The following is a 13,578-nucleotide window of genomic DNA, read 5'->3' as shown; positions in this document are numbered from 1 at the left end:
CCGGGAGTCACCGCCAGGTCAACGTACCGCCCGCGCGATTCGGTTCCGCAAGCTCTCCGGGCGCTCGGAGTGCTCGGTGCCGTCGTGCGCACCGTCCTGAGCGGCGGGAACCCGGACCGTACGCTCGCCGCCGGTCTCCAGGAAACGGGCCAGCGGGAGGGTGGCGGCACCCACGGTGACCGCGTCCGCGCCGAGCCGGCCGAGCTCGATGGAGGTCTGGGCGCAGGGGTGGTGGAGCGAGTAGGCGGCGGCGACCTCGCGGACCGCGGGCAGCAGCCGGGGGCCGAGCAGCAGGCCGGCCCAGCCGCCGATCACGATGCGCTGCGGGTTGAAGAGGTTGATCAGGTCGGCGATGCCGGCGCCGAGGTACTCGGCGGCCTCGGCGAGCAGCGCGCCGGCCTGCGGGTCGTGGTCGGCGGCGGCGAGCAGGGCGGCCAGCCCGTTCTCCTCGCTGACGCCCTCGGGGGCGTCGGGCCAGCGGCCCAGGAGCGCCGCGGCGCCGACGTACGCCTCCAGGCAGCCGCGGGAGCCGCAGCGGCAGGTCCGGCCGCCGACCCGCAGGGTGGTGTGGCCCCACTCGCCCGCGCTGCTGCTGGCGCCGTGGTAGGGCTTTCCGTCGGCGACGACGGCCGCGCCGACACCGGAGCCGATCAGGGCGATGACCACGTTGCGCGAGCCGCGTCCGCCGCCGAACCACATCTCGGCCTGGCCGAGGGTCTTGGCACCGTTGTCGATGAAGAGCGGCAGCGCGGTGCCGGCCCGCAGCAGCCGGCCGAGCGGGACGGCCTCCCAGCCGATGGTCTGGCCGTGTACGACGATGCCCTCGCCCGCGCCGGGGACGGCGGAGCCGGAGTCGCCCTGTTCGACGATGCCGGGGACGCCGATGCCGACGCCGAGCACCTCGCTGTCGTCGATGCCGGCCTCCCTGACCACCGACGCGATGCCTTCGAGGGCGAGCCGGACCACGTGGTCCACGTCATGGCCGCTGTCGGAGAGCGGCAGGTCGGCGGAGGCACGTTCGGTGAGCGCGAGGTCGAAGAGCTCGACCCGCACCCGGGTCTCGCCGACGTCCACGCCGACCACGTATCCGTAGCCGGCGGCGACCTGGAGCAGGATCCGCGGGCGGCCTCCGTCGGACTCGACGGCGCCTGCCTCCTCGACCATCCCGTCGGCGATCAGTTCACCCACGACATTGCTGATCGAACCCGCGCTGAGGCCGGTGTCCCGCCCCAACTCCTGACGGCTCAGGGGGCCTTCGAAATACAAATGACGCAGAAGCGATGCACGGTTGCCCCGCCGCAGGTCACGCACGGTCCGCTTGCCGCGCTCTGCCATCGCGTCTCCCTCCCAGGCCGTCCCGCGGAAATCTATCGCTGCACAGGGTCTTGACGCCACCTTTTCTCACAAGTTAAATCACGGCCTGAATTAAGGCACAGGCGCTGTTCACTTCCTGAAGCGATCCCACCCCCTGAGAGGGAACCGGTATGCGCACCTCCAGCACCTCCAGCAGACTCCTCGCGGCCACCGCCCTCGTGGCCGCGCTCGGTCTGACGCTCTCCGCCTGCGGTGGCGGCAACGACGACGGCGGCAGCGGCAAGACCTCCGCCGCACCCGGCAGTCTCAAGGGCCAGACGATCACCTACTGGGCGAGCAACCAGGGCACCAGCCTGGACAACGACAAGCAGGTGCTCACCCCGGAGCTCAACAAGTTCACCCAGCAGACCGGCATCAAGGTCAAGCTGGAGGTCATCGGCTGGGCGGACCTGCTCAACCGCATCCTGGCGGCGACCACCTCCGGTCAGGGCCCCGATGTGCTCAACATCGGCAACACCTGGTCCGCTTCGCTCCAGGCGACCGGCGCGCTGCTGCCGTGGGACGCGGCGAACTTCACCGCGATCGGCGGCAAGGACCGCTTCGCGCCCGCCGCGATAGCCTCCGCCGGCGCGGCCGGCAAGGACCCGGCCGCGGTGCCGCTGTACTCGATGGCGTACGGCCTGTACTACAACAAGAAGATGTTCGCCGACGCGGGCATCGCCACGCCGCCGAAGACCTGGGACGAACTGGTCGCGGACGGCAAGAAGCTGACCACCGGCGGCCACTACGGCCTGGCGGTCGAGGGCGGCAACGGCTCGGAGAACATCCACCACGCCTTCGTGCTGGCCAAGCAGCGCGGCTCGGACTGGTTCGACGCGTCCGGCAAGGCGACCTTCGACACCCCGCAGAACGTCGCGGCGGTCAAGCAGTACGTCGACTTCATCGCCCAGGACAAGATCGCCGCCAAGGGCGACGCGGAGTACGCGCAGAACCAGACCATCACCGACTTCGCCACCGGCAAGGCCGCGATGATGATGTGGCAGTCCGCCGCGACCTCCATCAAGGCGCACGGCATGACGCCCGATCAGTACGGCGTGGTGCCCGTCCCGACGCAGACCGCGGGGGCGACCGGCGACGCCGGCATCACCTCGATGGTGGCCGGCATCAACCTGGCGGTCTTCAAGAACAGCAGCCACCAGGCCGCCGCGGTGCAGCTGGTCAAGTTCCTGACCAGCACGCCCGAGCAGAAGATCCTCAACGGGACCTACGGTTCGCTGCCGCCGGTCAAGGAGGCGCAGAGCGACCCCGCCTTCCAGACGCCCGACCTGAAGGTCCTCGCCGGTGTGCTCGGCAGCTCCGCCGCGCCGCTGCCGCAGGTGCCCAACGAGAGCCAGTTCGAGACGCTCGTGGGTACCGCGGTCAAGGACCTCTTCGCTGACGCAGCCGCCGGCAAGAGCGTCACCGAAGACTCCGTCAAGGCCGCGCTGACCAAGGCGCAGCAGCAGATGCCCGCATCGTAAGGATCGGCTCTCCATGACTGCCACCGCCCCTCCTCGGAGCGCTCCCGAGGCCGGTCCCCCCAGCGGCAAGAAGCCCGCTGCCGGGGGCCGGCTCCGGCCGCGTATCCCCGTTCGGCTGCGCCAGCTGGGCCTGCCGTACCTGCTGCTGTTCCCCGCGCTGATCCTCGAACTGCTGATCCACCTCATACCCATGGTGTTCGGCATCATCATCAGCTTCAAAGGGCTGACCCAGTTCTTCATCAGGGACTGGGGCAGCGCGCCCTGGTCCGGCCTGGACAACTACCGCCTGGCGGTGAAGTTCAACCAGCCCGTCGGTGAGGCGCTGCTGCACTCGTTCTGGGTGACCTGCGGCTTCACCATCCTGTCGGTCGGCTTCTGCTGGCTGATCGGCACCGCGGCGGCGATCTTGATGCAGGACGCCTTCCGCGGCCGGGCGCTGATGCGCGCGGTCTTCCTGGTGCCGTACGCGCTGCCGGTCTACACCGCGGTCATCACCTGGACCTTCATGTTCCAGCAGGACACCGGTCTGGTGAACCACGTCCTCCACGATCAGCTGCACCTCACCTCGGACAAGCCGTTCTGGCTGATCGGCCCGAACAGCTTCTGGGCCCTGGTGATCGTGTCGGTCTGGAAGGGCTGGCCGTTCGCCTTCCTGTGCCTGATGGCCGGTCTGCAGAACATCCCGCGCGAGCTGTACGAGGCCGCCGCGATGGACGGCGCGGGTGTCTGGCAGCAGATCCGGAAGATCACCATGCCGTCGCTGCGGCCGGTGAACCAGGTGCTGATCCTGGTGCTCTTCCTGTGGACGTTCAACGACTTCAACACGCCGTATGTGATGTTCGGTCAATCGGCGCCGCACGCGGCCGACCTGATCTCCATCCACATCTACCAGTCGTCCTTCATCACCTGGAACTTCGGCTCCGGCTCGGCGATGTCCGTGCTGCTGCTGCTCTTCCTGCTGCTGGTGACGGCGGTCTATCTGCTGCTCACGTCCCGGAAGCGAGGCGACGCCGATGCCTAGGGTCCCGGTCCAGCCGTCGCCGATGGCGTCGCCGAAGTCCTTCCTGTGGACCCGGCGGATCGTACTGACGCTGCTGCTGCTCTTCGTACTCGTCCCCGTGTACGTGATGCTCAGTTCGTCGCTGAAGAAGCTGCAGGACGTGCAGGGATCCTTCAAGTGGATCCCCAGCGGTCTGACCATCCGGCCGTACATCGACATCTGGTCGACCGTCCCGCTGGCGCACTACTTCATGAACTCGCTGATCGTGTCGGTCAGCGCGACCCTGCTGTCGGTGGCGGTGGCGATCTTCGCCGCCTACGGCGTGAGCCGGTACCGCTTCCCTGGCCGCCGGTTCTTCACCATCACGGTGCTGTCGACCCAGATGTTCCCCGGCATCCTCTTCCTGCTGCCGCTGTTCATCATCTTCGTCAACATCGGCAACTCCACCGGCATCCAGCTCTACGGCAGCCGGCTCGGCCTGATCATCACCTATCTCACCTTCTCGCTGCCCTTCTCCATCTGGATGCTGGTCGGCTACTTCGACTCCATCCCGCGCGACCTCGACGAGGCCGCCAAGGTGGACGGATGCGGCCCGTTCGGCGCGCTCTTCCGGGTCGTCGTGCCGGCCGCCATCCCCGGCATCATCGCGGTCTGCGTCTACGCGTTCATGACGGCCTGGGGCGAAGTGCTCTTCGCCTCGATCATGACCAACGACAGCACCCGGACGCTGGCGGTGGGCCTGCGCGGATACGCAACCCAGAACGACGTGTACTGGAACCAGGTCATGGCCGCCTCGCTCGTGGTGAGCGTGCCGGTGGTCGCCGGATTCCTGCTCCTGCAGCGTTACCTCGTCGCCGGACTGACCGCCGGCGCCGTCAAGTAACCCCACCGAAAGGTACCTTGTGAACGACCTGAGCGCTCTTCCCGCCGATTTCATCTGGGGAGCGGCGACCGCCGCCTACCAGATCGAGGGCGCGGTGGACGAGGACGGAAGGTCCCCGTCCATCTGGGACACCTTCTCCCACACCCCCGGCAAGGTCGCGGGCGGCGACACCGGCGACGTCGCCTGCGACCACTACCACCGCTGGACCGAGGACCTGGAGCTGATGAAGGCTCTGGACCTCGACGCGTACCGCTTCTCCGTGGCCTGGCCGCGGATCGTCCCGGAGGGCTCGGGCGCGGTCAACGCGGCCGGGATCGCCTTCTACGACCGGCTGGTCGACGGCCTGCTGGAAGCGGGCATCACCCCCAACGCGACCCTGTACCACTGGGATCTGCCCCAGGCCCAGCAGGACCGCGGCGGCTGGCCGGAGCGGGAGACCGCGGAACGGTTCGGCGACTACGCGGCCGTGGTCGCCGACGCGCTCGGTGACCGGGTGAAGGACTGGGCGACCCTCAACGAGCCGCTCTGCTCGGCGTGGATCGGCCACCTGGAGGGCACCATGGCTCCGGGTCTGACCGACCTCACCGCGGCCGTCCGGGCCTCGTACCACCTGCACGTCGGGCACGGTCTGGCCGTGCAGGCGCTGCGGGCGGCCCACTCCGACCTGCGGATCGGCATCGTCAACAACCTCAGCCCGTGCGAGCCGGCCACCGACCGGGAGGCGGACATCGCGGCCGCCAAGCGGGCCGACGGGCACACCAACCGCTGGTGGCTGGACCCGATCCACGGGCGCGGCTACCCGCAGGACATGGTGGACCTGTACGGCGTCGACCTGCCGGTCAAGGACGGCGACCTGGAGTCGATCGCCGCGCCGCTGGACTGGCTGGGCCTGAACTACTACTTCCGGCAGGTCATCGCGGACGACCCGACCGGCCCGGCGCCGCACGCCAAGATGGTGTACCTGCCGGGTGTCCGCCGTACCGCGATGGACTGGGAGGTCAACGCCGACGGTCTGGAGCAGCTGCTGGTCCGGCTCTCCGAGGAGTACGGCGCGAGCCGGATCCTGGTCACCGAGAACGGCTCCGCCTACCACGACACGGTGGGCGCGGACGGTCAGGTGGACGACCCGGAGCGGGCCCAGTACCTGGAGGAGCACCTGGCCGCCTGTGCCCGGGCGGTCCGCCGCGGGGTGCCGCTGGCCGGCTACTACGCCTGGTCGCTGCTGGACAACTTCGAGTGGGCGTACGGCTACGACAAGCGCTTCGGTCTGGTGCACGTCGACTACACCACGCAGAAGCGCACCATCAAGGGGAGTGGCCGCCGGTACGCGGAACTCATCGGGGCGCACCGCCGCAAGGCACGCCGCGCCGCGTGACCGCGATTCCGGTACCGCTCAACTCCCGCCGGCCGGCCGTTCGATGAGCCGGCCGGCGGGCTCGCCGGTCACCGCCCCGTCCCGCGCCACCACCCGGCCGGCCAGCCAGGTGGAGCGCACGACTCCGTGCAGGGTGCGGCCGGCGTAGGCGGTGATGGGGTTGCGGTGCTGGAGCCGGGCCGGATCGACGGTGAAGGTCCGGTCGGGGGCGAGGACGGCGAAGTCCGCGTCGTAGCCCTCGGCGATGGCGCCCTTGGTGGCCGCGAGTCCGGCGAGGCGGGCCGGGCCCGCGGACATCCAGCGGGCGACGTCGGCAAGGGTGTGGCCGCGGCGGCGGGCTTCGGTCCACACCGCGGGCAGACCCAGCTGGAGTGAGGAGATACCGCCCCACGCGGCGGCGAAGTCACCGGTGTCCTTGTGCTTGAGGTCGAGGGTGGACGGCGAGTGGTCCGAGACCACACAGTCGATCAGTCCGCCGGCCAGCGCCCGCCAGAGCTGATCCTGGTTGGCGGCCTCCCGGATCGGCGGGCAGCACTTGAACTCGGTGGCGCCGTCCGGCACTTCCTCGGCGGTCAGGGTGAGGAAGTGCGGGCAGGTCTCCACCGTGATCCGGACGCCTTCGCGGCGCGCCGCCGCGAGCAGCGGCAGCGCGCCGCCGGAGGACAGGTGCAGGACGTGCACCCGGCCGCCGAGCCGCCGGGCGAGCGCGATCAGTCCGGCCACGGCCTCGTCCTCGGCGGCCCGCGGGCGCGAGGCGAGGAAGTCCGCGTACTTCGGCCCGGCCTGCCGCGGGGCGCCGTCGATGATCCCGGGGTCCTCCGCGTGGACGATCAGCAGACCGTCGAAGCGGGTCAACTCGGCCATGGCTGCTTCGAGTTCGCCCGGATTCAGCTGGGGGAACTCGTCCACGCCGGAGTGCAGCAGGAAGCACTTGAAGCCGAAGACCCCCGCGTCGTGCAGCGGGCGCAGGTCCTTGACGTTGCCGGGGACGGCGCCGCCCCAGAAACCGGTGTCGGTGTGCACCCGGCCACGGGCGGTGTCCCGCTTGATCTCCAGATGCTCGGTGCTGGTGGTGGGCGGGATGCTGTTCAGCGGCATGTCCACCACGGTGGTGATGCCGCCGGCCACCGCGGCGGCGGTGGCGGTCGCGAAGCCCTCCCACGCGGTGCGGCCCGGATCGTTGATGTGCACATGGGTGTCGACCAGGCCGGGCAGCACGACGTCGCCACCCACGTCGGTGAGCCGGGCGCCGGGTGGGACCGGCGCGTCGTACGGGAGCACCGCGCCGATCGTGCCGCCGTCGAGGAGGATCGCGGCCGGGCGCTCGCCGTCCGGGGTGATCACGCGCGTCGAGCGCAGCACCTGCTTGCCCTGCACCGGCTCTACCACCGTATGACCTCCGGTTCGACGGCTGCTTCAACGTTCTGTTGACGGACATCGTGGGTATCGTTCGCGTGGACGTCAAGGGCGGTACGATTCCACAGAGCGAAAATCACCTTCCGCTCCATCCGTACCGGGCCGTATCGAACGAGGGGATCGCACGTGTCTGCTGACCGCGCCGGGGGCGTCCAGTCGCTTGAACGGGCCTTCGATCTGCTGGAGCGGATGGCTGACGCGGGCGGCGAGGTGGGTCTGAGCGAGCTGTCGGCGAGCAGCGGGCTGCCGCTGCCCACCATCCACCGGCTGATGCGCACCCTGGTGGCCTGCGGTTACGTCCGCCAGCAGCCGAACCGGCGGTACGCGCTCGGCCCGCGGCTGATCCGGCTCGGCGAGGGCGCGTCCCGGCTGCTGGGCACCTGGGCACGGCCGTATCTGGCCGAGCTGGTCGAGGCGACCGGCGAGACGGCGAACATGGCGCTGCTCGACGGCGACGAGGTGGTGTACGTGGCGCAGGTGCCGTCCCGGCACTCGATGCGGATGTTCACCGAGGTCGGGCGGCGGGTACTGCCGCACTCCACCGGGGTGGGCAAGGCGCTGCTCGCCGCGGTGCCGCCGGACGAGGTACGCGCGCTGCTGGCCCGTACCGGAATGCCGGCCGCGACCGACCACACCATCACGGAGCCGGACGCCTTCCTCACCGAACTGGAGCACATCCGCACCCAGGGCTACGCGGTGGACGACAACGAGCAGGAGGTCGGGGTGCGGTGCCTCGCGGTGACCGTGCCGGACTCCCCCACGGCCGCGGCCATCTCCATCTCGGGCCCCGCGGGCCGGGTCACCGAGGCCGCCACGGACAAGATCGTGCCGGTGCTGCACGCGGTGGCACGCCGGCTCGCGCTGGCGCTGAGCAGCGCGGGGGCGCCGGTCGGCTGACCGGCGGTACGGTGTCCGCTCTTTCGCGTCTTTCGCGAGGGCGGGGTCAGACGCGGCCTCCGTACGGCGGCGCCAGGGTCTCCACCGCCTCGCGCAGGGCGTCCAGCGGGGCGGCCAGCGCGCTGACCGAGCCGAGCGCGGCGGCCACCAGGAGTAAGGAGTGCCGAAGGCGTTCTGTGTCCAGCAGAATGCCGGCCCGGGCGGCCGTCGCGGCCTGCCCCGCCAGCTGGTCGAGTTGGTCCTCCGCGACCGCGCGGTCCGGTAACAGCGGTCGGTACGCCGCGAGTTCACGCCGCAGCAAGGCCACCGCATCCTGCAGGCCCACCGCCGCGCCCCCCGGCGCACCGTCCCCGCCCGGCCGCGCGGCCATGCCGCTGCGGTCGTCGTCGAGCACCTGAGTCTCCCCCACCACCACGTACTACCTGCCCCATCGAGTCGTACTCGTGCCCGGGCGTCCTGGCCCTCGGCGCCCGGGGCCGATCAGTAAACGCGACTCTTGCTCGATGCGCTACAGACTCGTGGAAATCTGCGCCGAATTCGATGGCGGAAGGAGGCGATCGGTCGTCGGGCCACCGGTTGCGACGAGTCCGTCCGTTACGGCGGTTGTGGCGGGGCCGGCGGTTGTGGCGGGGCCGGTGGTTGTGGCGGGTCCGGCGGGCTGCCGCCACACCGTGACGTCGACGGTGGCGGCGGGCTGCGGGTCGCCGGGCTCGGTGATCTGACGGATGGTCAGCAGTGCGGTGGTGCCGTTCGGCGACCGTACGCACACCCGGGAGCCGCCGACCACCAGCCGCCGGGGGATCGAGACGATGCGGGACGTGCTCGCGGTGCATTCGGCGAGCGTCCCCTGGCCCTGCGGGTCGAGCAGCGCGAGGGTGCCGTGCTGCGGGTCGGTGGCGAAGGCGTCGGCCTGCGGGGTGTACCCGAAGCCGCCGCTGTAGGTGCCGGGGCGCACCACGGGTGAGCCGGTCTGCCACGAGAGCGCGTAGCCCGCGGGGAGGCGGAACCCCTGGTACCTGCCCTGCGGCGAGGGCTCCGCGCTGCCGCCCGTGGGTGGGGTGGGCGCAGCCGTCGGCGGCACGCCGGGCGCCGGGGCACCCGCGCTCGCGCCGGACCGGCCGCCGTCGTGGAACTCCCCGCCGAGCACCAGTGCCGCGACGGCGATCAGCGCGAGGCCGGTCACCGCACCCAGCACCGCGGCGGTCCGCCGCCGCGGCTTCCACCCGGCCGGCGCCACCTGCGGCTGCGCCGCCCGCCCCCAGCGCTGGGGCCCCCAGGCGAACCCGGGCGCCGCCCCGGCAGCGGGCACCGGCGGCGCGACGACGACCGGGGACTGAAAGGGCGCCCCCGGGGCAGACCCCGGTGCTCCCCCGGCGCTGGGGGCCTGGAGAGGCGGGCCGGCAACAGGCGCCGGTGGCGCGGCAACGCCAGGGGGCTGAAGGGGCGGCCCGACAGCGGGCGCCGGCGATGCGGCGACGGTCGGGGACTGGAACGAAGCCCCCGGGACGGCCCCCGGCGCACCCCCCGCGCCGGGGGGCTGGAGGGGCGGGCCCGGGGCCGGTGCTGTCGGTCGGCTGGGGGCCTGGAGGGGTGCTGGGGGGTGTGCCGGGTGCGGGGGGGCCGGTGGGGGCATCGCCGGGATGATGGCGGTCAGGACCGGGGCCGGCAGCCAGGGCGCGGGGTGGCGGTGGAAACGGCGGGACGGCGCGGCCTGGGCGCACATCGCGGCGATCTGGCCGAGTGAGGGCCGCAGCGCCGGGTCCTTGATGAGGCAGCGGGTGACGATCTCCCGCAGCTCGCCGGGGAGTTCGTTGAGATCGGGCTCCTCCTGCTGGACCCGGGGCAGCACCGCGCCTGCCGCCCCCTCGCCGAAGGGCGCCGCGCCGATCGACGCATAGGCGGCGAGCTGCCCGAGGGCGAAGACGTCCGTGGCCGCCAACGGCGGCTTCCCGCCCGCCTGTTCGGGGGCGAGGAAGACCGGCCCGCCGCCGGCCGCCGGATCCGCCACGACGGGCGCGAGACCGTACCCCTTGAGCCGGGGCCCCTCCGCGGTGAGCAGCACCTGGGCCGGCCGCAGGTCGCCGTGGACCACGCCCGCCCCGTGGAGTGCCCGCAGGCCCTCCGCGACGCCGGCCACCAGCCGCAGCACCGTCCGGGTGGGCAGCGGTCCCGCCCCGGCGACGGCGGCACGCAGTGACACCGCGGGGACGTAACCGGTGGCGATCCAGTAGCGGTCGCCCTCCTTGCCGCTGCCGAGCACCGGGACCGTGAAGGGGCCGGCCGGTACGCGTCCCGCGGCCTGCGCGTGGTGGTGGAAGCGGGCCGCGAAGTCCGGCTCCGCGGTGTCCCGTGCACGGAGCACGGTGAGCGCCACCGGCTGCCCGCCGGGGGCGTGCGCCAGGTAGACCCGGCCGAGCGCGCCGTCGCCGAGCACCGCGCCGATCCGGTGGCCCGAGACCACCGCCGGGTCGTCGGCGGCGGCGGGTCCGAAGACCGGTTCCCGGAAGGCCGGACCGGTGTGCGCCATGCCCATCAGCCCCCGCCCCTCACCTGACCAACGCCCCGCCCCGGACACGGCTTGACGATACCGGAACACGCCACGCCGCCAGGGGCCTGTTCCGCCACCGTGCGGCAGGCGGTATGCAGGACGCATGGAGACGAATGGCGAGGTGGCCGGTCTGCTGCTGGCGGCCGGCGGGGGGCGGCGCCTCGGCGGCCGTCCGAAGGCGCTGCTGCCGTACCGGGGGCGGCCGCTGGTGGAGCACGCCGTGGAGATGCTGCGGGCGGGCGGCTGCGGCCCCGTGCACGTGGTGCTGGGCGCGGCGGCGGACGAGGTACGGGGGCAGGCCGATCTCTCCGGCTGTGTGATCGTGACGAACCCGCGCTGGGAGGAGGGCATGGGCACCTCGCTCCGGGCCGGTCTCGCCTCCCTGGCCGGGCACGAGCAGGACGCGGAGACCCCGGACACGCGCCGGGCCGGCTCCGCGGCGGGCGCCGGACACCCGGGGGCGGCGGTGATCTGCCTGGTGGACCAGCCCGGCGTCGGCGCCGAAGCGGTCGCCCGGGTGCTGGCCGCCGCCCGGGCCGGCGAGGACCTGCCCTCGGCGCTGGTCTCGGCGGTGTACGGGGCCCAGCGCGGGCACCCGGTCCTCTTCGGGTCGAGCCGCTGGGCCGCGGTGGCGGGCAGCGCGGGCGGGGACCGCGGGGCTCGTAGGTATCTTCGCGAGCACGCCGAGCAGACGCTTCTGGTGGAGTGCGGTGACGTGGCGGACCCGGCGGATATCGACACCCCCGCCGACCTGCGGATTCTCGATGAGACCGCCCGTGGTGCCACAGAACGTTGAACTTCCGCACTGCGAAAACTACACTCCACCTAGCAGAAGCGCCCGTATCCCGACGCGGCCCGGCACCGCGTGCCTGCCCACCGCCCCGGCGTGGGCGGCACCTCCGGGCCGTACACGGCGGACGCCGACACCCTTTGCTCTCTGGAGGAGTGACCCGCATGTCCGCAAGCGCGCCGTCCCCGTCCCCGGCCGTCGTCTCCGAAGCCGCCCCGACCGTGGCCCGCGCGGAGGAGGTGCTGACGCCGCAGGCGCTGGCCTTCCTCGGCGAGCTGCACCGCCGTTTCGCCCCCCGCCGCGCCGAACTGCTCGCACTGCGCGCGAAGCGGCGGGCCGAGATCGCCCGTACCGCCTCCCTTGACTTCCTCCCCGACACCGCGCACATCCGGGACGGCGCGTGGCAGGTGGCCCCCGCCCCGGCGGCGCTGAACGACCGCCGGGTGGAGATCACCGGCCCCACCGACCGCAAGATGACCATCAACGCGCTCAATTCCGGCGCGAAGATCTGGCTCGCCGACTTCGAGGACGCCTCCGCGCCCACCTGGGAGAACGTCATCGGCGGCCAGGTCAACCTGATCGACGCCTACGAGCGGCGGATCGACTTCACCTCCCCCGAGGGCAAGAGCTACGCGCTCAAGGACGCCGCCGAACTCGCCACCGTCGTCACCCGGCCGCGCGGCTGGCACCTCGACGAGCGGCACCTGACCGTGGACGGCGAGCAGGTCCCCGGCGGCCTGGTCGACTTCGGGCTCTACTTCTTCCACAACGCGCAGCGGCTGATCGACCTCGGCAAGGGCCCGTACTTCTACCTGCCGAAGACCGAGTCGCACCTCGAAGCCCGGCTCTGGAACGACGTGTTCGTCTTCGCCCAGGACTACACCGGCATCCCGCAGGGCACCGTCCGCGCCACCGTGCTGATCGAGACGATCACCGCCGCGTACGAGATGGAGGAGATCCTCTACGAACTGCGCGACCACGCCTCCGGGCTCAACGCGGGCCGCTGGGACTACCTGTTCTCGATCGTGAAGAACTTCCGGGACGCCGGTGAGCGGTTCGTGCTGCCGGACCGCAACGCGGTCACCATGACCGCGCCCTTCATGCGGGCCTACACCGAACTGCTGGTGCGCACCTGCCACAAGCGCGGGGCGCACGCGATCGGCGGCATGGCGGCGTTCATCCCGTCGCGGCGCGACGCGGCCGTCAACGAGGTGGCGTTCGAGAAGGTCAAGGCCGACAAGGACCGCGAGGCCGGCGACGGCTTCGACGGCTCCTGGGTGGCGCACCCGGACCTGGTGCCGATCGCCCGCGCCTCCTTCGACGCGGTGCTCGGCGACCGGCCGAACCAGAAGGACCGGCTGCGCGAGGACGTGCACGTCACCGCCGCCGAACTCATCGACATCGCCTCGCTGGACGCCAGGCCGACCTACGACGGTCTGCGCAACGCCGTCGCGGTCGGCATCCGTTACATCGAGGCGTGGCTGCGCGGGTCGGGCGCGGTGGCGATCTTCAACCTGATGGAGGACGCGGCCACCGCGGAGATCTCACGCTCGCAGATCTGGCAGTGGACCAACGCGGGTGTGGTCTTCGAGGGCGGCGAGAAGGCGACCCCCGAGCTGGTCCGCCAGGTCGCCGCCGACGAACTCGTGGCGATCCGCACCGAGGTCGGTGAGGACGCGTTCGCCGCCGGCAAGTGGACCGAGGCGCACGAACTGCTGCTGCGCACCGGCCTCGACGCGGACTACGTCGACTTCCTGACGCTGCCGGCGTACGAGCAGCTGGCCGGCTGACTGCCCCTCCAGGGGCGGCCGGCTGACCGCTGCCTCTCCAGCGGT

The 13,578-nt window shown here is 72.0% G+C and carries 11 protein-coding genes; 7 read left to right on the top strand and 4 right to left on the bottom strand.

Going from position 1 to position 13,578, the window contains the following annotated elements:
• Positions 1–18: 18 nt before the first annotated feature.
• On the bottom strand, positions 19–1,335 hold the full coding sequence (locus OG552_RS28765; protein WP_329137824.1) for an ROK family transcriptional regulator: 1,317 nt from the start codon (positions 1,333–1,335) through the stop codon (positions 19–21).
• A 149-nt stretch (positions 1,336–1,484) separates the two neighbouring features.
• Here OG552_RS28765 and OG552_RS28760 point away from each other — a divergent pair, with 149 nt between their 5' ends.
• Genes OG552_RS28760 through OG552_RS28745 form a run of 4 tightly spaced genes read left to right on the top strand, consistent with a single transcriptional unit; the run spans position 1,485 to position 6,092 of the window.
• A complete protein-coding gene (locus OG552_RS28760) occupies positions 1,485–2,834 on the top strand; it encodes an ABC transporter substrate-binding protein (protein ID WP_329137822.1) in 1,350 nt (449 codons plus the stop codon).
• Between the two features lie 13 nt (positions 2,835–2,847).
• Entirely contained in the window at positions 2,848–3,855 is a 1,008-nt protein-coding gene (locus OG552_RS28755) for a carbohydrate ABC transporter permease (RefSeq protein WP_329137820.1), read from the top strand.
• A 22-nt stretch (positions 3,856–3,877) separates the two neighbouring features.
• A complete protein-coding gene (locus tag OG552_RS28750; RefSeq protein WP_329141227.1) occupies positions 3,878–4,717 on the top strand; it encodes a carbohydrate ABC transporter permease in 840 nt (279 codons plus the stop codon).
• A 19-nt stretch (positions 4,718–4,736) separates the two neighbouring features.
• Entirely contained in the window at positions 4,737–6,092 is a 1,356-nt protein-coding gene (locus OG552_RS28745) for a GH1 family beta-glucosidase (protein WP_329137818.1), read from the top strand.
• 18 nt (positions 6,093–6,110) lie between these two features.
• Here the strand turns inward: OG552_RS28745 and allB are convergent, their stop codons facing one another.
• Entirely contained in the window at positions 6,111–7,481 is a 1,371-nt protein-coding gene (gene allB, locus OG552_RS28740) for an allantoinase AllB (RefSeq protein ID WP_329137816.1), read from the bottom strand.
• A gap of 153 nt (positions 7,482–7,634) precedes the next feature.
• On the opposite strand from allB, the gene OG552_RS28735 reads away from it, so the two are divergent.
• Positions 7,635–8,405, top strand: a complete 771-nt coding sequence (locus OG552_RS28735) for an IclR family transcriptional regulator (RefSeq protein WP_329137814.1) — start codon at positions 7,635–7,637, stop codon at positions 8,403–8,405.
• A 46-nt stretch (positions 8,406–8,451) separates the two neighbouring features.
• Here the strand turns inward: OG552_RS28735 and OG552_RS28730 are convergent, their stop codons facing one another.
• A complete protein-coding gene (locus OG552_RS28730) occupies positions 8,452–8,814 on the bottom strand; it encodes a DUF5955 family protein (RefSeq protein WP_329137812.1) in 363 nt (120 codons plus the stop codon).
• A gap of 99 nt (positions 8,815–8,913) precedes the next feature.
• Positions 8,914–10,938, bottom strand: a complete 2,025-nt coding sequence (locus OG552_RS28725) for a serine/threonine-protein kinase (protein ID WP_329137810.1) — start codon at positions 10,936–10,938, stop codon at positions 8,914–8,916.
• 118 nt (positions 10,939–11,056) lie between these two features.
• Here OG552_RS28725 and OG552_RS28720 point away from each other — a divergent pair, with 118 nt between their 5' ends.
• On the top strand, positions 11,057–11,749 hold the full coding sequence (locus OG552_RS28720; RefSeq protein ID WP_329137809.1) for a nucleotidyltransferase family protein: 693 nt from the start codon (positions 11,057–11,059) through the stop codon (positions 11,747–11,749).
• Between the two features lie 158 nt (positions 11,750–11,907).
• On the top strand, positions 11,908–13,533 hold the full coding sequence (gene aceB, locus OG552_RS28715; RefSeq protein ID WP_329137807.1) for a malate synthase A: 1,626 nt from the start codon (positions 11,908–11,910) through the stop codon (positions 13,531–13,533).
• The last annotated feature ends 45 nt before the right edge of the window (positions 13,534–13,578 follow it).

Source organism: Streptomyces sp. NBC_01476, assembly GCF_036227265.1.
Classification (GTDB): Bacteria; Actinomycetota; Actinomycetes; order Streptomycetales; family Streptomycetaceae; genus Actinacidiphila.
Note: the sequence above shows the minus strand (reverse complement) of the source record. Positions and strands in the feature narration are given on the sequence as shown.